Origin of the sequence: Nocardioides sp. URHA0032 (genome assembly GCF_000620645.1) — a bacterium.
GTDB lineage: Bacteria > Actinomycetota > Actinomycetes > Propionibacteriales > Nocardioidaceae > Nocardioides.
In genome coordinates, this window is sequence record NZ_JIAV01000018.1 from 165,521 (window position 1) to 184,781 (window position 19,261).

Annotated in this window: 16 protein-coding genes; 3 read left to right on the forward strand and 13 right to left on the reverse strand. The window is 72.1% G+C overall.

Annotated elements, in window-relative coordinates; translation table 11 throughout:
- Positions 1-6 precede the first annotated feature (6 nt).
- On the forward strand, positions 7-771 hold the full coding sequence (locus N538_RS0107665) for a DNA-formamidopyrimidine glycosylase family protein (RefSeq protein WP_028636831.1): 765 nt from the start codon (positions 7-9) through the stop codon (positions 769-771).
- Here N538_RS0107665 and N538_RS24290 read toward each other — a convergent pair.
- Together N538_RS24290 and N538_RS0107675 are read right to left on the reverse strand one after the other, a co-directional pair.
- Positions 755-1,057 carry a helix-turn-helix domain-containing protein gene (locus tag N538_RS24290; protein WP_036569813.1) on the reverse strand — a complete coding sequence of 101 codons (303 nt, stop codon included), beginning with the start codon at positions 1,055-1,057 and terminating at the stop codon, positions 755-757. The two genes, N538_RS0107665 and N538_RS24290, sit on opposite strands and share 17 nt — an antisense overlap.
- Positions 1,058-1,089: 32 nt before the next feature.
- Complete coding sequence (locus tag N538_RS0107675) at positions 1,090-1,578, reverse strand: CinA family protein (protein WP_028636832.1); 489 nt, start codon at positions 1,576-1,578, stop codon at positions 1,090-1,092.
- A 43-nt stretch (positions 1,579-1,621) separates the two neighbouring features.
- Here N538_RS0107675 and N538_RS24295 point away from each other — a divergent pair, with 43 nt between their 5' ends.
- On the forward strand, positions 1,622-3,430 hold the full coding sequence (locus N538_RS24295; protein WP_036569817.1) for a glycoside hydrolase family 15 protein: 1,809 nt from the start codon (positions 1,622-1,624) through the stop codon (positions 3,428-3,430).
- Positions 3,431-3,467: 37 nt separating this feature from the next.
- A complete protein-coding gene (locus N538_RS0107685) occupies positions 3,468-5,366 on the forward strand; it encodes a bifunctional metallophosphatase/5'-nucleotidase (RefSeq protein WP_028636833.1) in 1,899 nt (632 codons plus the stop codon).
- 96 nt (positions 5,367-5,462) lie between these two features.
- On the opposite strand, the gene pgsA is transcribed toward N538_RS0107685, so the two are convergent.
- The 11 genes from pgsA to N538_RS0107740 all read right to left on the reverse strand — a co-directional run bounded on the left by pgsA (position 5,463) and on the right by N538_RS0107740 (position 19,260).
- Positions 5,463-6,077 (reverse strand): CDP-diacylglycerol--glycerol-3-phosphate 3-phosphatidyltransferase, encoded by a 615-nt coding sequence (gene pgsA / locus N538_RS0107690; RefSeq protein ID WP_028636834.1) that lies wholly within the window; start codon positions 6,075-6,077, stop codon positions 5,463-5,465.
- The gene (gene rimO, locus N538_RS0107695; RefSeq protein WP_028636835.1) at positions 6,077-7,477 is read right to left on the reverse strand and encodes a 30S ribosomal protein S12 methylthiotransferase RimO; all 1,401 of its coding nucleotides are present in this window, start codon (positions 7,475-7,477) and stop codon (positions 6,077-6,079) included. The genes pgsA and rimO overlap by 1 nt, the downstream gene beginning before the upstream one ends.
- Before the next feature lie 36 nt (positions 7,478-7,513).
- Positions 7,514-9,148, reverse strand: a complete 1,635-nt coding sequence (locus N538_RS0107700) for a helix-turn-helix domain-containing protein (protein ID WP_155991999.1) — start codon at positions 9,146-9,148, stop codon at positions 7,514-7,516.
- 8 nt (positions 9,149-9,156) lie between these two features.
- Complete coding sequence (locus tag N538_RS0107705; protein ID WP_028636837.1) at positions 9,157-11,748, reverse strand: FtsK/SpoIIIE family DNA translocase; 2,592 nt, start codon at positions 11,746-11,748, stop codon at positions 9,157-9,159.
- A gap of 264 nt (positions 11,749-12,012) precedes the next feature.
- Entirely contained in the window at positions 12,013-13,698 is a 1,686-nt protein-coding gene (locus tag N538_RS0107710; RefSeq protein ID WP_028636838.1) for a ribonuclease J, read from the reverse strand.
- Between the two features lie 10 nt (positions 13,699-13,708).
- Positions 13,709-14,605, reverse strand: coding sequence for a 4-hydroxy-tetrahydrodipicolinate synthase (gene dapA / locus N538_RS0107715; protein ID WP_028636839.1), 897 nt, complete (start codon positions 14,603-14,605; stop codon positions 13,709-13,711).
- A gap of 29 nt (positions 14,606-14,634) precedes the next feature.
- Positions 14,635-15,558: an LLM class F420-dependent oxidoreductase gene (locus N538_RS0107720; protein ID WP_028636840.1), complete on the reverse strand. Its 924-nt coding sequence runs from the start codon at positions 15,556-15,558 to the stop codon at positions 14,635-14,637.
- A 41-nt stretch (positions 15,559-15,599) separates the two neighbouring features.
- Positions 15,600-16,082, reverse strand: a complete 483-nt coding sequence (locus N538_RS0107725) for a dihydrofolate reductase (protein WP_036569821.1) — start codon at positions 16,080-16,082, stop codon at positions 15,600-15,602.
- The gene (locus N538_RS0107730; protein WP_028636842.1) at positions 16,079-16,873 is read right to left on the reverse strand and encodes a thymidylate synthase; all 795 of its coding nucleotides are present in this window, start codon (positions 16,871-16,873) and stop codon (positions 16,079-16,081) included. Before N538_RS0107730 ends, N538_RS0107725 begins: the two co-directional genes overlap by 4 nt.
- A gap of 10 nt (positions 16,874-16,883) precedes the next feature.
- Positions 16,884-17,714, reverse strand: coding sequence for a PhzF family phenazine biosynthesis protein (locus tag N538_RS0107735; protein WP_028636843.1), 831 nt, complete (start codon positions 17,712-17,714; stop codon positions 16,884-16,886).
- A gap of 22 nt (positions 17,715-17,736) precedes the next feature.
- On the reverse strand, positions 17,737-19,260 hold the full coding sequence (locus N538_RS0107740) for a sigma factor-like helix-turn-helix DNA-binding protein (protein WP_028636844.1): 1,524 nt from the start codon (positions 19,258-19,260) through the stop codon (positions 17,737-17,739).
- Position 19,261: the final 1 nt, after the last annotated feature.

A 19,261-nucleotide genomic window follows, 5' to 3' on the forward strand; every position in this document is an offset into this window, starting at 1 on the left:
AGAACCGTGCCTGAGGGCGACGCCGTCCGCCGTACCGCCCGGCGGCTCGCGAGGTCCCTGGACGGCCGGCAGCTCACCCGCACGGACTTCCGGGTGCCGCGGCACGCCACCGCCGACCTGTCCGGCGGGACGGTGCTCGAGACGGTCTCGCGGGGCAAGCACCTGCTCACCCGGGTCGACGCCCCGGCGGGGCGGATCACGCTGCACACCCACCTGAAGATGGAGGGCAGCTGGCGCACCTACGACGCCGGCCGCCGCTGGAACTCCCGCGCCCCCGAGATCCGGGTGGTGCTGGAGACGGCCGAGGTGACGGCGGTGGGCTACACGCTCGGGATCGTGGAGCTGATCCCCACCGAGCGCGAGGAGGACTCGGTCGGGCACCTGGGGCCGGACCTGCTCAGCCCGGACTGGGACGAGGAGGAGGCGCTGCGACGCCTGCGGGAGCACCCGGAGCGGCCGGTCTTCGAGGCGCTCCGCGACCAGACCCTGCTCGCCGGGGTCGGCACGATCTACGCCGCCGAGGTGCTGTTCGTGACGGGTGTCGCGCCGGAGACACCGGTCGGGGCCGTGCCCGACCTGCCCCGGATGGTGCGGCGGGTCCGCCAGATGCTCGACCAGGAGTGGTCTCGCACCGGGCGCGCGTGGGTCTACCGCCAGAAGCTGTGCCTCCGCTGCGGCACCCAGGTGCGCGTCGACCAGCTCGGCCCGGCAGGCCAGGAGCGCTCGGCGTACTGGTGCCCGAGCTGCCAGCGGCTCACGCAGCAGACGTGACGACGTCGCCCGCGCGGGCGGCGACGGGGATGCGGGACAGGCCCGCCGCGGCCTCCTCGAGGGCGACCAGGTCGGAGACGTCGCGCAGCACGTCCGAGAGCGGCACCTCCAGGGCCCCGCACAGGGACGCGAGGAGCTCCGAGGAGGCTTCCTTCTGACCGCGCTCGATCTCCGAGATGTAGCCCAGGCTCACCCGGGCCTCGGCGGAGACCTCGCGGAGGGTCAGGCCCCGCTGCATGCGCACGTCGCGGAGCACGTCGCCGAGCAGCCGACGGAACAGCACCATGCGCGTCTCCCTTCGAGTACGTGGGCCCAACGCTACCCGAGAGGTGTTTCTTCCCGGCGCAGGACGGACTCGAACGCGGCGAGCGCCTCCTTCACGGTCCGGTCCTGGATCTGGTGCCGCTTCCCGGACAGCTCCAGCGCGACCGCCTCGACCAGGCCCGGTCCCGCGATGCCGACGAACACCGTGCCCGGCGGCTTGCCCTCCTGCTCGGTCGGCCCGGCCACGCCGGTGGTGGAGAGCCCGAACGTCGCGCCGGTCAGGGCTCGCACGCCGGAGGCCATCGCCTTCGCGCACTCCGGCGACACCACCCCGTGCTCCTCGATGATCCGCTGGTCGACCTCGAGGAGGGACGCCTTGAGCTCCGTCGCATAGGTGACCACCCCACCGAGGTAGGTCTCCGAGGCGCCCGGCGTGTCGGTCAGCGCCACCGCGAGCCGCCCACCGGTCAGCGACTCCGCGGTCGACACCGTGCTGCCGCCGGCCCGGAGCAGCAGGTGCACGCGCTTCAACAGGTCCGTCACGCGCGCAACGGTAACCTCAGGCGCCCGCCGCTAACCTCACCCCATGGCGCTGCCCATCGCGGACTACGCACTGATCGGTGACCGCCGTACCGGTGCGCTGGTCGGCGCCAACGGCTCGATCGACTGGCTCTGCCTGCCCCGCTTCGACTCGGCCGCCTGCTTCGCGGCCCTGCTCGGCACCGAGGAGCACGGCCACTGGCAGCTCTGCCCCGTCGGGGAGTACGACGTCTCGCGGCGCTACCTCGGCGACTCGACCGTGCTGGAGACGACCTTCACCACCGCCGACGGCGTCGTCCGGCTGACCGACCTGATGCCGCGCGAGGACGTCCGCTCCGACGTCGTGCGCCGCCTCGAGGGCCTCCACGGCACGGTCCGGATGCGGCACGTGTGGCAGGTGCGCTTCGACTACGGCGCGATCATCCCGTGGGTCCGCCGGCGCACCGTGGGCGGAGAGGCGGTGATCAGCGCGATCGCCGGGCCCGACCAGCTCGTGCTCCGCGGTCCCCGGCTGCCCAGTGCGGACGACCACCGGCACGTCGACGAGTTCGACGTCGACGCGGGGGCGGTCCTCACGTTCTCGGCCACGTGGCTGCCCTCCTACGCGCCGCTCGCGCAGATCGGCGAGCCGGCCGACGACATCGAGACGTCGGTGCGGGAGGGGCAGGAGTGGGCCGACAACTGCCGCGTGGGCCTGCCGCAGGACGCCCTGGTCCGGCGCTCGCTGATCACGCTGCGCCTGCTCACCGACGAGCAGACCGGCGGCATCGTCGCGGCGCCCACGACCTCGCTCCCCGAGGATCCGGGCGGCGAACGCAACTGGGACTACCGGTACTGCTGGCTCCGCGACGCCGCCCTCACCCTCGACTCGCTGATCTCCGCCGGCTACACCGACGAGGCGCAGCTCTGGCGCCGGTGGCTGCTGCGCACCGCGGCCGGCGACCCGCAGGACCTGCAGATCGTCTACGCCACCGACGGGCACCGCCGGCTGACCGAGCTCACCCTCGACCACCTGCCGGGGTACGCCGACTCGCGGCCGGTCCGGATCGGGAACGGCGCCGCCCTCCAGCGCCAGCTCGACGTGGTCGGCGAGGTGATGATGGCGCTCGAGCACACCCGGCAGATCACCGGCCACGCCGACCGCGATGCCTGGTCCCTCCAGCGCGCGCTCGTCGACGAGCTCGCCGGGAGCTGGCGCAAGAAGGACCACGGCCTGTGGGAGATCCGCGGGCCGCAGCGCCACTTCACCCACTCCCAGGCGATGGTCTGGGCGGCGTTCGACCGCGCCGTACGCGCCGTCGAGGACTTCGACCTCCCCGGGCCGGTGGACCGGTGGCGCTCGATCCGCGACGCCGCCCACGCCGAGGTGCTCGAGAAGGGGTACGACGAGGCGCGGGGCACGTTCGTGCAGCACTACGACACGACCGAGGTCGACGCCTCCCTCCTGGTGCTGCCGGCGATCGGCTTCATCGCCGGCGACGACCCGCGGATGCTCGGCACCATCGCGGCGGTCGAGGAGGACCTGATCCGCGACGGGCTCGTGCTGCGCTACCGCACCCAGACCGGCGTGGACGGGCTGGCCGGGGACGAGCACCCCTTCCTCGCCTGCTCCTTCTGGCTGGTGTCCGCCTACGCGCGGGCCGGCCGCGTCGACGAGGCGGAGGCGCTCTTCGGTCGGCTTTGCGGGCTGACGAACGACGTCGGGCTGCTCTCCGAGGAGTACGACCCGAGGACGGGCCGGATGGTCGGCAACTTCCCGCAGGCCTTCAGCCACCTGGCACTGGTCCGGGCGGCCTTCGACCTCGCCGACGCCGGCGCCCGGCAGGTCTCTGCGCGAGGGGCTCGTGGGGGTTAGGTTACGGCCCTCGGAACCCATCTCTAGGAGACGACACATGCAACCGAACCGTCGTACCGCTCGGGCCATCCCGGTCGCGGCTGCACTGACATCCCTGGCGCTCGCCGGGCTCGCGGCCACGACCGCGTCCGCCGCCCCGGAGCGGAGCACTGCCCAGCCCGCCAGGGTCAGCACGTCCGGCCAGTCCGCCGAGACGTCGTACCACAGGCTCGCGGACCGGAAGGGCAGCAAGGACCTCGTCAAGCTCGACCTGCTGGCGTTCAACGACTTCCACGGCAACCTCGAGCCGCCCAGCGGGTCGGGCGGCCGCGTGAACAACACCAACGCCGGTGGCGCGGCCTACCTCGGCCGCCTGCTGTCCGACGAGCGGAAGAAGTCGCGGGCGGCCGGAGCCGTCCCGATCACGGTCGCGCCCGGCGACATCGTCGGGGCCTCGCCCCTGCTGTCCGCGGCGTTCCACGACGAGCCCACGATCAAGGCCATGAACGCGCTCGGGCTCCAGGTCGCGTCGGTCGGCAACCACGAGTTCGACGAGGGGTGGCGGGAGCTGCGCCGGCTGCAGACCGGCGGCTGCCTCGACGACGGCGCCGATGGCGCCAACGGGCAGAACTCCTGCCCCGGCGACCAGGGCTTCGGCGGCGCCGACTTCCAGTTCCTCGCCGCCAACGTCGGGTGGACGGACCCGGACGCCCACAAGAGGAAGACCCTCTTCCCGGCCACCAAGGTCATCAAGGTCAAGGGCCAGAAGGTCGGGTTCATCGGCATGACGCTGGAGGGCACGCCCGACATCGTCACCGCGGCCGGTGTCCAGGGCCTGACCTTCGCCGACGAGGTCGAGACCGCCAACGCGCTGGTCCCGAAGCTGAGGAAGCAGGGCGTGAAGTCGATCATCGTGCTGCTGCACGAGGGCGCCACGCCCACCGACCCGACGGCGTACAACTCCTGCTCCGGCGTCAGCGGCGCAGGCCTGACGATCGCGCAGGACCTCAGCCCGGCGATCGACGCCGTCGTCTCCGGGCACACCCACCAGCCGTACAACTGCGTGGTCCGGGACCCGAGCGGCCAGCCGCGCCTGTTCACCAGTGCCTACTCGTTCGGCCGGATGGTCACCAAGCTGCACCTGCTGATCGACCCGCGGACCCACGACATCGTCCGTCCCGCGGCGTTCGCCGAGAACCTGATCGCCACGAACGACGCGTCGGTCGCTCCGCTGGCGAGCGTGCAGTCCATCATCGACACCTACAACGCGCTGGTGTCCGGGATCGCCGACAAGGTGATCGGCCACATCGCCGACGGAACGCTGGTCTCGAAGACCCAGGAGGCCGACGGCGAGTCGCCGCTCGGTGACCTGATCGCCGACGGACAGGTCGCCGATCCCACCACGATCGAGGCCGGGGCCAGCGGATCGACGGGGAACACCCCGGTGATCGCCCTCATGAACCCGGGCGGCATCCGGGCGGACCTGGTCGAGAACGCGGCGGGCGACGTCACCTACGGTGCCGCGTTCGCCGTGCAGCCGTTCAACAACTTCATGGTCTCGATGGATCTCACCGGAGCCCAGATCAAGGCGATCCTCAACCAGCAGTGGAACGGCGCCAACGAGTCGACCCGCAAGATCCTGCAGGTCTCCGGCCTGACCTACACCTGGGACGCCTCGGACGCCGCCCTGCCCGACACCGACGCCCTGGTGCCGGGAACGGTCATGGTGGACGCCGACGCCGACCCGGCCATCGCCATGGTGCCGCTGGAGGACGGGACGACGTACCGCGTCGTCTCCAACAACTTCGTCTCCGACGGCGGCGACGGCTTCACCGTGTTCCGGGACGGGACCAACAAGTACTTCGGCGGGCTCGACATCGACTCGCTGCGGATGTACCTGGAGGCCCACGACCCGGTGACCACCCCGGTGACCGACCGGATCACCCGCCAGGACTGAAGCCGGACCCACTCACATCGACCCGCTCGGCGCGTGCCGGGCGGGTCGATGTCGTGAGCGCTGCGCCCCGGGGCGGCCCGGTCCCCCACGGTCGGGTCAGCCGCTGCGGAGCGCCGCCCGCTGCTTCCACACGTCGCGGTAGAACTCCCACCCCGACCACATCGTCAACGCCACGGCCACCGCGAGGCAGACCTGCGCGGCGTAGAAGAGCACCTCGCCGGGGACCTCCATCCAGCCCGGCAGGTCCGGGTCGCGCAGCGGCAGGCACAGGAACCCGAGCGCGATCGCCTGGAACGTGGTCTTGATCTTGCCCAGGTCGGCCGCCGCGATCACGACCCTGCTCAGCACCGACAGCCGGAGCAGCGTCACGCTCCACTCGCGGACCAGGACCACGATCGTGACCCACCACCAGACGTCGCCGACGATCGAGAGGCCGATGAAGGCCATCCCGGTGATCGCCTTGTCCGCGATCGGGTCCGCGATCTTGCCGAAGTTCGTGACCAGGTCGTGCTTGCGGGCCAGGTCGCCGTCGACCTTGTCGGTGATCATCGCGACCACGAAGATCGCCCAGGCCACGCAGCGCCAGGTGATGTCGTCGCCGCCGTCGACGAGCAGTGCCCAGGCGAAGAACGGGACCAGGACGATCCGGAGCGTCGTGAGGACGTTCGGGACGTTCCAGTTGCTGGGCTGGGTCTTCGCGACGTCGGCCATCACAGTTCCCGAGCGTAGAGGTCGACGCCTTCGGAGCCCACGACCTGCGCGCGCACGAGGTCGCCGACGCGGGCGTCGCTGTCCACGAGGTACGTCGAGCCGTCGACCTCGGGACCCTGGTGGGCGGCGCGTCCCTCGACGCTCCCGTCGGCGACCAGCTCGACCAGCACCTCGACGGCCTCGCCGACCCGGTCGGCGGCGCGCTGGGAGGTGAGCTCCTCGACCAGCGCGCCCACGTGCTCGGCTCGGGCCCGCACCTCGTCCTCGTCGAGCTTGCCGTCGTACGTCGCGGCCTCGGTGCCGTCCTCGTCGGAGTAGCCGAACACGCCGGTGACGTCCATCCTGGCCGCGACCAGGAACTCGCAGAGCGTCTCGAGGTCGTCCTCCGTCTCGCCGGGGAAGCCGACGATCACGTTGCAGCGCACGCCTGCCTCGGGCGCCAGCGAGCGCACCTGCTCCAGCAGGCCGAGGAAGCTCTCCGGGTCGCCGAAGCGACGCATCCGGCGCAGCACGCTCGCGCTCGCGTGCTGGAAGGACAGGTCGAAGTACGGCGTGACGCCGGGCGTGGTCGCGATCGCCTCGACCAGCCCCGGCCGGGTCTCGGCGGGCTGGAGGTACGACACCCGGACCCGGTCCACGCCGTCGACCGCGGCGAGCTCGGGCAGCAGCGTCTCGAGGAGGCGGAGGTCGCCGAGATCCTTGCCGTACGACGTCGAGTTCTCGCTCACGAGGAACAGCTCGCGGGCGCCCTGCTCGCCGAGCCAGCGCGCCTCCTGGAGCACGTCGCTGGGGCGCCGGCTGACGAACGAGCCGCGGAAGGCCGGGATCGCGCAGAAGGAGCAGCGCCGGTCACAGCCGCTGGCGAGCTTGAGCGCCGCGGTCGGGCCGGGGTCCAGGCGCCGGCGTACCGACGCCGGACCGGAGGCGTGCCCGGGCACCGGCGTGGTGGACAGCGCCCGCTCGACGGGCGTGATCGGCAGCAGCAGCCGGCGGTCCTGCGGGGTGTGGGCCTGGTGGGTCTCCCCCGCGACGATCGACCGGAGCCGGTCTGCGATGTCGGGGTAGTCGTCGAAGCCGAGGACAGCGTCCGCCTCGGGCAGCGAGTCGGCGAGCTCCTTGCCGTACCGCTCGGCCATGCAGCCGACGGCGACGACGGCCTGCGTGCGGCCGGTGGCCTTGAGGTCGGCCGCCTCGAGCAGGGTGTCGACCGAGTCCTTCTTGGCGGACTCGACGAAGCCGCAGGTGTTGACCACGACGGTGTCCGCGTCGGCCGGGTCCTCGACGAGCAGGAACCCGCCCGCCTCGAGCCGGCCGGCCAGCTCCTCGGAGTCGACCTCGTTGCGGGCGCACCCGAGGGTCACCATCGCCACCGAGAGCAGGTCGCGCGTGTCAGTCGTCATGATCGACCGAGTATCTCAACCCGGTCCGCGCTGGGCCTATTCGGCGGCGGCGAAGGTGTTCTGCGCGGGCTGCCCGTCCGCCCCGAGCGGACCCCGGTCCTGGCCGTCCACCGTCACCTGCAGCGCGCCGTCCGAGGACTGCACCCGCACCGGCGGGGCGGCCTTGACCGTGCGGCTGTCGCCGAACGCCAGGTCGCCGTTGAAGACGACGTCGCCGGCGCCGTCGCGGACCACGACGTGCGCGCCGCCCGCGGAGGCGTCGAGCAGGACGGGTACGGCGGGGCCGAGCTTGGTCGAGCTGGACGGGGACCCGTTCAGCACCGGCTTGGAGTGCAGCTCGACCGGGCTGTCCATGATCAGCCGGGCGATCGACCAGGCGAGCACGATCGCCATCACGGCGGCGACGAGGACCGACCAGTTCGGGCCGCCGCGGGTGCTGCGGATCGGGCCGCCCTGGCTGGTGGCGAGCTCCGCCTCGAACACGCGGCGCGCGTCGATGGGCGCGTCGGCGTACCGCTCGTCGTAGGACGTCAGGAGGGGCGCGGCGTCGATGCCGAGCACCCGGGCCAGCGTGCGCAGGTGCCCGCGGGCGTAGAAGTCGCCACCGCACGGCGCGAAGTCGTCGACCTCGATGGACTCGATCACGTGCGGGCGGATCCGGGTGCGGTCGGCCAGCTGGTCGACGCTCAGCGCGAGCCGCGTACGGGCCGCGGCGATCTCGGGGCCGACGACCGGGTCGGGCGCCGGGGCCGGGTCGTCGACGACCAGCGCGTCGAACCGGTGCTGCAGCTCACCGACCTCCGGGAGGTCGAGCTGGGTCGCGTCGGCGTCGTCCAGCGGGTCGATCCGGAGCGCCGCGGCGCCCTCGAAGCGGACCTCGGCACGTACGCCGGTCACCGCGTCCCGCAGCGGGAGCGGGGTCGCGCTCGCCACCATCGGCGGCAGGGACACGGTCGGCTCGGGCTCGACGCCGCCGTCGATGAGGTCGTCAGCGGGCCGGTGCAGCGGCAGGCGGTCGGCGAGGAAGCCGATGCCTCGGGCGATCGCCGGCCGCGGGTCGTGGAGCACCGGCGGGTGCGGGTCGTCCTCGACGTCCTCGACGTATTCGACGTCCTCGACCGGAGCGTCGACCTCGTCGACCTCGTCGACCTCGTCGACCTCGTCGACCTCGTCGACCTCGTCGGGGACGATCTCGACCACCTGCCCGGGATCCGCGGCGAGCAGCTCGAGCGCCCCGGTCAGGTCACCGTGGGCGCCGACCACGCGCGTCGACAGCGACAGCGTCACCGACTGCTCGCCGGCGTCCGCGTCGCGCGGGACCAGCACCAGCCGGCCGTCGTGGAACAGCCTGTGCCGCGGTTCGTGCTCGACGTACTCGATCTCGTCCCACGGCAGGCCGCGCCAGGTGCGGCCGCGGCGGAACCGGACGCCGTGCTGGTCCACGACCAGCAGCGGCACGCGGGCGTCCAGGAGGGACTGCAGGTGGACGACCGCGATCGCGCCGGTGACGAGCACCAGCGCCCAGTCCAGCCAGCCGGCGCCACTGACCACGCGGGTCAGGTAGGCGATCGACATGGCGGCCGCGACCGCGCCGACGGCGCCGGTGACGCGGGCATCGGTGCGGACCTCGACGGGTCCTTCGACAACGGGCTCGGTGACGGGCTCTGCCATCAGGTTGCTCACATCTCCCCCTGGAGGGTCGCGATCACGGCATCGATCTCGTCGGGCTTGACCAGCACGTCGCGCGCCTTGGACCCCTCGCTGGGTCCGACCACGCCACGGCTCTCGAGGATGTCCATCAGCCGGCCCGCCTTCGCGAAGCCGACGCGGAGCTTGCGCTGCAGCATCGAGGTGGACCCGAACTGGGTGGAGACGACCAGCTCGATCGCCTGGATCACCAGGTCCATGTCGTCGCCGATGTCGTCGTCGAGCTCGCGCTTGCTGGCTGCGGGGGCGGTGACGTCCTCGCGGTAGGTGGGCTGCAGCTGGGTCTTGCAGTGCTGGACGACCTGGTGGATCTCGGCCTCGGTGACCCAGGAGCCCTGGATCCGTGCGGCCTTCGAGGCACCCATCGGCAGGAACAGGCCGTCACCCTGGCCGACCAGCTTCTCCGCGCCCGGCTGGTCGAGGATGACCCGGCTGTCGGCGAGGCTGGAGGTGGCGAACGCCAGTCGCGACGGCACGTTCGCCTTGATCAGGCCGGTCACGACGTCGACGGACGGACGCTGGGTCGCGAGCACCAGGTGGATGCCGGCGGCGCGCGCCAGCTGGGTGATCCGGACGATCGCGTCCTCGACGTCGCGCGGGGCGACCATCATCAGGTCCGCGAGCTCGTCGACGATCACCAGCAGGTACGGGTACGGCGTGAGCTCGCGCTCGCTGCCCGGCGGCACCGTCACCTTGCCGGCCCGGACCGCCTTGTTGAAGTCGTCGATGTGGCGGAAGCCGAAGTTCGCAAGGTCGTCGTACCGCAGGTCCATCTCGCGGACGACCCACGCCAGCGCCTCGGCGGCCTTCTTGGGGTTCGTGATGATCGGCGTGATCAGGTGCGGGACGCCCTCGTAGGCGTTCAGCTCGACCCGCTTCGGGTCGACCATGATCATCCGCACCTCGTCCGGGGTGGAGCGCATCAGGATCGAGGTGATCATCGAGTTGATGAACGACGACTTGCCCGAGCCGGTGGCGCCGGCGACCAGGAGGTGCGGCATCTTCGCGAGGTTCGCGACGACGAACCCGCCCTCCACGTCCTTGCCGAGCCCGGCGACCATCGGGTGGTGGTCGCTGCGCGCGGTGGTCGAGCGGAGCACGTCGCCGAGGGAGACGATCTCCTTGTCCAGGTTGGGGATCTCGACGCCGACCGCGGACTTCCCCGGGATCGGGCTCAGGATCCGCACGTCGGCCGAGGCGACGGCGTACGCGATGTTCTTCTGGATGTTCGTGATCTTCTCGACCTTCACGCCCGGACCGAGCTCGACCTCGTAGCGGGTCACGGTCGGGCCGCGCGTGTAGCCGGTGACCTGGGCGTCGATCGCGAACTCCTCGATCACCTGGGTCAGCCGGTCCACCACCGCGTCGCTGGCCTTGGAGCGTGCCTTGTGCGGCGAGCCCGGCTTCAGCACGTCGTTGGCGGGCAGCGAGTAGGCGACGTCGCCGGACAGCGCGAGCTGCTCGACGCGCGGCGGCAGCGGCGTGTGAAATGGTGCAGGGAGCTCGGTGTTGTCGCCATCTGTGGTTACGACCGTAGGTACGTCACCGTCCGTCGGCGCGAAGATGTCCAGCCCCTCGTCGGTGGTCTCGAGGTTCTTCTTCCGCTTGCGGAGCTCGCGGTCGGTGAGGACCGGGCTGTCGTACGCCGGGTCGCCGAGGTCCGGGTCGATCTCGTCGACCTCGGCGGGCTTGCGCCGGCGGGAGCGGGTCGCCGGGATCGCCTGGGTGGCGTCCGGGTCCTCGGCGTGGGCAGGCTCGCGGCCGAGCAGCCGGTCGCGGGTCTCCGCGAGCCTGGTCGGGACCTGGTAGAGCGGCGTCGCGGTGATGATGAGGACGCCGAAGAAGGCCAGCATCGCGAGCAGCGGCACGACGACGAGCTCCGAGCGGAGCAGGTCGAGCAGCAGGCTGGACACGACATACCCGATCGCGCCGCCGGCGCTGCGCAGGTCGGAGGTGTCACCCATCTCGGGCTGGGGGTTGCCCCCGGCGATCTGGACGATCCCGAGCAGGCCGAAGGCGAACGCCGACCAGCCGACCACCTGGCGCCCGACCGGTCCGTTGTGCTCGGGGTCGCGCATGGTGCGCCAGCCGACGTAGAGCAGCGCGAGCGGGACGAGGAAGCCGACCTTGCCGACCGAGCCCTCGACGACCGTGCGCGCGGCATCCATGATCGAGCCGGGCAGCTGCCACCAGACCGCGGCGGCGACGACGACCGCGCCGGCGAACAGGAACAGGCCCACGCCGTCGCGCCGGTGCTCGGGCTCGAGGTCGCGGGCGGTGTGCCCGATGCTCCGGGCGATCGCGCCGATGCCGTGCGCGACGGCCAGCCAGACGGCGGCGACCCCTCGGAAGACCACGGTGAACACCCGGGCGACCGGTCCCGGACCGCTGCGGACGGCACGCGGTGCCGGGCGGCGGGCCGCGGGCTTCAGGGCAGCCGGCTTCCGCTTCGGGGCAGGCTTGCGCTTCGGGCTGGTACTCCGGGTTCGGGTGCTCGAGCCGCTCCGCGAGGAGGACGTGCTCTTGCTCCGCGACCCCGGCGGGGAAGACGTACGGGTCGCCATGGTTGACACCCTACGCAGGGGTCACTCCAGTCACATGGATCACAGGAGTGCGTGTCGGGGTCCACCGTGTCTCGATACGCACCCACCCGCCTTTCGCAGGCTCAGGCGGGGGTGCTACTCGACCCCTTCGGCCGACGCCGAGACCTCGTTCCTCGGCTCACCAGTGTCTCGATACGCACCCACCCGCCTTCGCAGGCTCAGGCGGGGGTGCTACTCGACCCCTTCGGCCGACGCCGAGACCTCGTTCCTCGGTCTCGGCTGGCCTCAGGCCTCGATGACGACGGGGATGATCATCGGCCGGCGCCGGTGGGTGTTGCTGACCCACCGTCCGACGACGCGGCGCACGGTCTGCTGGAGCTGGTAGGAGTCGGTGTTGCCCTCGCGGATCTGGGCGTCCAGCGCATCGATGATCGGCTGCTTGACGTCGTCGAAGGTCGCGTCGTCCTCGGCGAAGCCGCGGGCGTGGATCTCGGGGCCGGCGGAGACCTTCCCGCTGACCGAGTCGACCACGACGATCACCGAGATGAAGCCCTCCTCGCCGAGGATCCGGCGGTCCTTGAGGTCGGACTCGGTGATGTCGCCGACCGACGAGCCGTCCACGAAGACGTACCCGCAGTCGACCTTGCCCGCGACCGAGGCGACGCCGTCGACCAGGTCGACGACCACGCCGTCCTCGGCGATGACGACGTTCTCGATGCCGGTCGCCCGGGCCAGCGCGGCGTTGGCCAGCATGTGCCGGATCTCGCCGTGCACGGGCAGCACGTTGCGCGGCCTGACGATGTTGTAGCAGTAGAGGAGCTCGCCGGCACTGGCGTGGCCGGACACATGGACGAGCGCGTTGCCCTTGTGCACGACCCGGGCGCCCCAGCGGGCCAGGCCGTTGATGACCCGGTAGACGGCGTTCTCGTTGCCGGGGATCAGGCTGGACGCGAGCAGGACGGTGTCGCCCTCCTCGATGTGCACGAAGTTGTGGTTGCGCTGGGCGATCCGGCTCAGCGCGCTCATCGGCTCGCCCTGCGAGCCGGTGGAGATCAGCACCTGGCGCTCCGGGGGCAGGTCGGCGAGGTCCTTGGCGTCGACGAGCACGTCCGGCGGGACGTGCAGGTAGCCGAGGTCGCGGGCGATCGCCATGTTGCGGACCATCGAGCGGCCGACGTACGCGATCTTGCGGTCGTGGGCGACGGCTGCGTCGATGACCTGCTGGACACGATGGACGTGCGAGGCGAAGCAGGCGACGATGACCCGCTGCGCCGAGTCGCGGAAGACCTGGTCGATGACGGGGGTGATCGACTTCTCGGCCGGCGTGAAGCCGGGGGTCTCGGCGTTCGTGGAGTCGGTGAGGAAGAGGTCGACACCCTCCTCCCCCAGCCGGGCGAACGAGCGCAGGTCGGTGATCCGGCCGTCCAGCGGGAGCTGGTCCATCTTGAAGTCGCCGGTGTGCAGCACCATGCCGGCGCCGGTCCGGATCGCGACCGCGAGCGCGTCGGGGATCGAGTGGTTGACCGCGACGAACTCGAGGTCGAAGGGGCCGATCGTGAGCCGGTCGCCCTCGCGGACCTTGTGGTGCACGGTCTCGCGGAGCCGGTGCTCGCGGAGCTTGGAGTCCAGCAGCGCCAGGGTCAGCTCCGAGCCGACGAGCGGGATGTCCCGCCGTTCGCGCAGCAGGTACGGCGTCGCGCCGATGTGGTCCTCGTGCCCGTGGGTGAGGACCAGCGCCTCGACCGCGTCGAGCCGGTCCCGGATCGAGGACCAGTCCGGGAGGATCAGGTCGACGCCCGGCTGGTGGTCCTCGGGGAAGAGCACGCCGCAGTCGACGATCAGCAGGCGGCCGTCGTACTCGAAGACGGTCATGTTGCGGCCGACCTCGCCGAGGCCGCCCATGGGGATGACCCGCAGGCCCCCCATCGGCAGTGCGGCCGGTTCGGAGAGCTCGGGATGCGGGTGACTCAATGTGTGTCCTTTAGAGGAGGCCGGAGGCTTCGAGCCCCACGCGGAGCGCGGCGACCTCGTCGTCGTCGAGCGCCACCAGGGGGCCGCGCACGTTGCGGTTGTCGAGGACGCCGAGCAGCTGGAGGCTTGCCTTGGCGGTGGTCGCTCCGTAGTTGGGGACGCCCATGATGGCGTCGATCGCGGGGAGCAGCCGCGTGAAGATCTGGAGGGCCTCGGCGTGGTCGCCGGCCCAGAACGCCTCGGCCATCGCCTTCGTCTCGTTGCCGGCGGCGTGGCCGACGACCGAGACGAAGCCGACCGCGCCGTGCGCGAGCCAGCCGAGGTTGCTCGCGTCGTCGCCGGAGTAGACGGCGTACCCGAGCTCGGTGAGCCTGACCCCGCGCACGAAGTCGTTGACGGCGTCCTTGACCGCGACGACGTTCTGCATCCGGACCGCCTGCTCGTAGGTCTCGAGGGCGATCTGGGTGCCGGTGCGGCCGGGGACGTCGTAGAGCATCACGGGCAGGTCGGTGGCCTCGGCGACCGAGCGGAAGTGGTGGAGCACACCGGCCTGGCCGGGCTTGTTGTAGTACGGCGTCACCAGCAGCACGCCGTCCGCACCGACCTTGGCGGCCTGCTCGGCCAGCTCGATCGAGTGCGCCGTGGAGTTGGTGCCGACGCCCGCGACGACGCTCGCGCGGGCGCCGACGGCGTCCTTGACCGCGGCGAGGATCGCGCCGTCCTCCTCGGTGGTGGTCGTGGGCGACTCGCCCGTCGTGCCCGACACCACGACGCCGTCGTGACCGTGGTCGACGAGGTGGGCGGCGATCCGGGCGGTGCCCTCGAGGTCGACCGAGCCGTCGCCGTGGAACGCGGTGGCCATCGCCGTCAGGACGTGGCCGAACGGTGCAACGGGCGCGGACGTCATGTGCTCAAGGCTATCGTCCCGGCCACCGCTCACACGTGCGGCATGACGTCGCGTGCCACGAGTCGCAGGTGGTCGAGGTCGGAGAGGTCCAGGAACTGCAGGTAGATCCGCTGCGCGCCGAGGTCGGCGTACCGGCGGATCGTGTCGGCCGCCTCTTCGGGCGTACCGGCGACGCCGTTCTCCCGCAGCTCGTCCTTGTCGCGGCCGATCGCAGCGGCGCGGCGCTCGACCTCGGCCTCGTCGGCGCCGACGCAGACGACCAGCGCGTTGGACCAGGTCAGCCCGTCCGGGTCGCGGTCGTGCCGCTCGCAGGCCTCGCGGACCCGTGCGAACTGGGTGCGCGTGTCGTCCTCGCCCGCGAACGGGACGTTGAACTCGTCGGCGTACCGAGCCGCCAGGTCCGGCGTACGCCGCGCGCCGTGGCCGCCGATCAGGACAGGCACCTTCGCCTGCGCCGGCTTGGGCAGCGCCGGGTTGTCGGTCACCCGGTAGTGCGTGCCCTCGTGGGCGAACCGCTCCCCCGGCGGCGTCGCCCACAGCCCGGTGATGATCGCCAGCTGCTCCTCGAACCGGTCGAACCGCTCGCCGGTGCCGGGGAACGGGATGCCGTACGCCTCGTGCTCCTGCGCGAACCAGCCGGCGCCGATCCCGAGCTCGACCCGCCCGCCGCTCATCTGGTCGACGGTCGCCACGCTGATCGCCAGCGGTCCGGGCAGCCGGAAGGTCGCGCTCGTCATCAGCGTCCCGAGCCGGATCGTGCTGGTCTCGCGGGCGATCCCGGCCAGCGTGATCCACGCGTCGCTCGGCCCGGGAAGCCCCTCGGTGCCCATCCCGAGGTAGTGGTCGGAGCGGAAGAACGCCCCGAACCCGAGCGCCTCCGCCTCCTTGGCCACCGCCACCAGGTCGTCGTACGTCGCCCCCTGCTGAGGCTCGGTGAACACGCGCAGCTCCATGCCGTCACCCTGTCAGGCCGCGCAAGCTCGCAGGTGGCGCGTCACATCCGCTCGCGCCGCAGCCAGGTGACCCGCTCGTACCCCTCGCGCGGCTCCCGCTCGACGACCTCCCAGGCGGCAGGGTCGATCTCGGGGTAGAAGGCGTCTCCGGGCGGCGAGACCGGCACCTCGCTGATGATCTGCTCGCTCGCGAACGGCATCGCCTCGGCGTACACCTGCGCCCCGCCGGCGACGACCACCTCGCCGGGCAGGAGCGCAGCCCGGGACAGGGCGTCGAAGAACGAGTGGGTGACCAGGACGCCGTCGGCGGACCAGGTCGGCGAGCGGGTGAGCACGATCGTGGTCCGGCCCGGTAGCGGCCGGCCGATGGACTCGTAGGTCGTCCGGCCTATCACCAGCGTGTGGCCCGTCGTCAGCCGCTTGAACTCGGCCTGTTCGCCGGGGATCTTCCACGGGATGTCGGGCCCGTTGCCGATCACCCGGTTGCGGGCCACGGCCGCCACCATCACGATGCGCTTGCTCATACGGCGATGGGCGCCTTGATCCCGGGATGCGGGTCGTAGCCCTCCACGCTGATGTGCTCGAGGTCGAACGCGTCCAGCTCGGAGACCGCCGGGTCCAGCACGAGCCGCGGGAGCGGGCGCGGCGAGCGGGTCAGCTGGAGCCGGGCCTGCTCGAGGTGGTTGAGGTAGAGGTGCGCGTCGCCGAGCGTGTGCACGAAGTCGCCGACCTCGAGACCGGTCACCTGGGCGACCATGTGGGTGAGCAGGGCGTACGACGCGATGTTGAACGGGACGCCGAGGAACACGTCGGCCGAGCGCTGGTAGAGCTGGCAGGAGAGCCGGCCGTCGGCCACGTAGAACTGGAACATCGTGTGGCAGGGCGCGAGCGCCATGTCGGGGATGTCGGCGACGTTCCACGCCGAGACGATGTGGCGTCGCGAGTCCGGGTTGTCCCGGATCTGCGACACCACGGCCGCGATCTGGTCGACGTGGCCGCCGTCCGGTGTGGGCCAGGACCGCCACTGGTAGCCGTAGACCGGCCCGAGGTCGCCGTTCTCGTCGGCCCACTCGTCCCAGATCGTGATGCCGCGGTCCTGGAGCCACTTCACGTTGGTGTCGCCCCGCAGGAACCACAGCAGCTCGCCGAACACCGAGCGGGTGTGGATCTTCTTCGTGGTGACCAGCGGGAAGCCGGCACGGAGGTCGAAGCGCATCTGGTGGCCGAAGACCGAGCGGGTGCCGGTGCCGGTGCGGTCGCCCTTCTCGACACCATCGTCGAGGACCCGCTGGAGGAGATCGAGGTACTGCTGCACGGTCCCGACCCTAGTCGAGCGACACGGTTCCGGTGATCGTCGTTCGCGTGTCGCCACCGACCCAGACCTGGCCGTCGACGGTGTCCACGTGCACCCGGCCGGCCCGGCCGAGCGCGGTGCCCTGGGAGGCGACGTACGACGACGGCAGCCGGGTGCCGGCGAGCCACTGCCCGACGCCCGCGTTGAGCGAGCCGGTCACCGGGTCCTCCGGCATCCCGTAGCCGGGGCAGAACGCGCGCAGCTCGGCGGCGAGCGGGCCGTCGGCGTACGGCCCGACGACGCCGATCTTCAGGTCGCCGAACGCCGTCCAGTCCGGCTCGACGGCGAGCACCGCGGCGGCGTCCTCCAGCAGGACGCCCACCCAGCCCGGACCGTTGTCGATCCAGGCCGTCTCGAGGATCGCCGACTCCGGCAGCCGCAGCGCCCGGCAGATCCCCGCCAGGTCGGAGGCGTCCACCGGACCGGAGCGCATCAGCGGCGGCGCGGCGAACGACAGCCGATCGGCGCGCCGGATCCGCACCAGCCCGGCACCGCACTCCTGGACGACGGAGTCCGGGGAGCCGTCGCCCGCGGGCACCCCGCCGGCCTCGAGCCACGCGTGCGCGCTCCCGAGCGTCGGGTGGCCGGCGAACGGCAGCTCGCCTCCGGGCGTCCAGATCCGCAGCCGGTAGTCGGCGGCCGGGTCCGTTGGCGGTAGCAGGAACGTCGTCTCCGACAGGTTCGTCCACCGGGCGAACGCCGCCATCTGGTCGTCGGTGACGCCGTCGGCGTCGTGCACGACCGCGACCGGGTTGCCGCGCAGCGGCTGGGCGGAGAACACGTCGACCTGGCTGAATCGCATGCGATCCAAAATAGGGGCCAGGCTAGGGAGCGAACATCGCCCGGTCCGCGGCGGAGCGCACCGGCACCACGTCGCTGCAGGTGCTCCTCTCCAGCGCGCAGGTCCGGAGCACGAAGAGCCGCGACCGGGCGCCGTCCAGGTCGACGCCCTCGAGGTCGCTCACGTTCGCGACCAGGTAGTTGATCTCGTGGTTGTTGCCGAACGCCGCGTCCACCACCCGCTCGTCGGGTGCCACCCCCGACGGCAGCAGGTCGCCGGTGCGGGCGTCGTAGACCAGGGGTGTGAACGGCGATCCGGGCACCCACGGCCCCGGGATGCGACTGAGCACGAAGGTCCCACCGGGCGACACGGCCGCCCCCTCGCCGCGCCGGGTGAACGTGACGTCGTAGAACGGCTGCACCACCGTGATGGCCCGGTGCCGCTGGTAGACCCGCGTCGAGGAGCCGACGTCGAGGAGCCCCGGCTCGTCGAGCCGGACCGGCCTGCCGTGCGCCGGCCGCCACTCGAACGCGCCGGCGTCGCCGGTGGCGTAGACCCGGTCCTGGTCGATCGCGACCAGCCGGGTCCCGGGAGCGACCACGAGGCTGTCGACCTCCTCGTGGTTCCCGACGGACCAGACCACGATCCGGCTGGCGGGGTCGCCGGGCTCCACCCAGGCGGCCCAGCCGTTCTCGGCGGAGCCGAGCACCCGCGACCCCGGCGCCGACCGGCCGACCAGGGCGACCTCGCCGGCCGGCTGCACGACACCGACCGCGCCGTCGGTGTCGATGAAGGCCGCGCTCTCGCCGACCCCGGCCACCGACGTCAGGCCCGGGAGGTGCACCGCGACCCGGCGCAGGTGCAGGCGCCCGTCGTACCAGGAGATGTCGACCGGGTTCGGGGACGCCACCACGCGCGTCGTCTCCGGCTCGGCCGGCTTCTCGGGCCGCGTCGTCAGCCAGGTCGTGCCGCCGGCGACGACCAGAATGGCCGCGGCGGCCCCAGCGACGATGCGCCACCGCCTGCGCCGCTGCTCGCGGGCCCGGGCCACGACACCGTCGTACGGCGCGGTCGGCACCTCGATCGAGCCGGCCGCCGTGCGGAACGCCTCCTCGGCCCGCAGCGCGGGCGGCTCGATGCGCGCCAGGCCCTGCGCGACGCGGCTGCCCACGGTCGCGACCGGGACGTCCAGGGTGTCGGCCACCTGTACCTCGTCGAGGCCGCCCACGAAGCGCAGCACGACGGCCTCGCGCTCCTCCGGCGCAAGCCGGGTGAGCTGCTGCTCGAGCTCTTGTCGCAGCAGCTCCGCCTCGGACGGGTCGTCGAGCGGCGCGCCCGGACGCGACGGCGGCGCGTGCGGACGCGCCTCGAGGACGGTGCCGAACACCTCCGCGTCGACGTCGTCGACCTCGCGCATCCGCCCCCAGGCGCTGCGGCAGCGCGCGAGCCCGGTGAGCGCGATGTCCTCGGCCTCGACCGGGGACCAGCCGATCAGGACCAGCGAGCGGACGAGGAACGGCCAGCGCGCCGCCAGGTAGGCAGCGAAGTCGGCGTCGTTCCCGGCCATC

Coding starts and splice junctions, on each gene's coding strand:
- N538_RS0107720 (WP_028636840.1), bottom strand. CDS start 15,558: ATGGAGCTGCGCGTGTTCACCGAGCCTCAGCAGGGGGCGACGTACGAC.
- dapA (WP_028636839.1), bottom strand. CDS start 14,605: ATGACGTCCGCGCCCGTTGCACCGTTCGGCCACGTCCTGACGGCGATG.
- N538_RS0107740 (WP_028636844.1), bottom strand. CDS start 19,260: ATGGCCGGGAACGACGCCGACTTCGCTGCCTACCTGGCGGCGCGCTGG.
- N538_RS0107685 (WP_028636833.1), top strand. CDS start 3,468: ATGCAACCGAACCGTCGTACCGCTCGGGCCATCCCGGTCGCGGCTGCA.
- N538_RS0107700 (WP_155991999.1), bottom strand. CDS start 9,148: ATGGCAGAGCCCGTCACCGAGCCCGTTGTCGAAGGACCCGTCGAGGTC.
- N538_RS0107735 (WP_028636843.1), bottom strand. CDS start 17,714: ATGCGATTCAGCCAGGTCGACGTGTTCTCCGCCCAGCCGCTGCGCGGC.
- N538_RS0107725 (WP_036569821.1), bottom strand. CDS start 16,082: ATGAGCAAGCGCATCGTGATGGTGGCGGCCGTGGCCCGCAACCGGGTG.
- N538_RS0107705 (WP_028636837.1), bottom strand. CDS start 11,748: ATGGCGACCCGTACGTCTTCCCCGCCGGGGTCGCGGAGCAAGAGCACG.
- pgsA (WP_028636834.1), bottom strand. CDS start 6,077: ATGGCCGACGTCGCGAAGACCCAGCCCAGCAACTGGAACGTCCCGAAC.
- N538_RS24295 (WP_036569817.1), top strand. CDS start 1,622: ATGGCGCTGCCCATCGCGGACTACGCACTGATCGGTGACCGCCGTACC.
- rimO (WP_028636835.1), bottom strand. CDS start 7,477: ATGACGACTGACACGCGCGACCTGCTCTCGGTGGCGATGGTGACCCTC.
- N538_RS24290 (WP_036569813.1), bottom strand. CDS start 1,057: ATGGTGCTGTTCCGTCGGCTGCTCGGCGACGTGCTCCGCGACGTGCGC.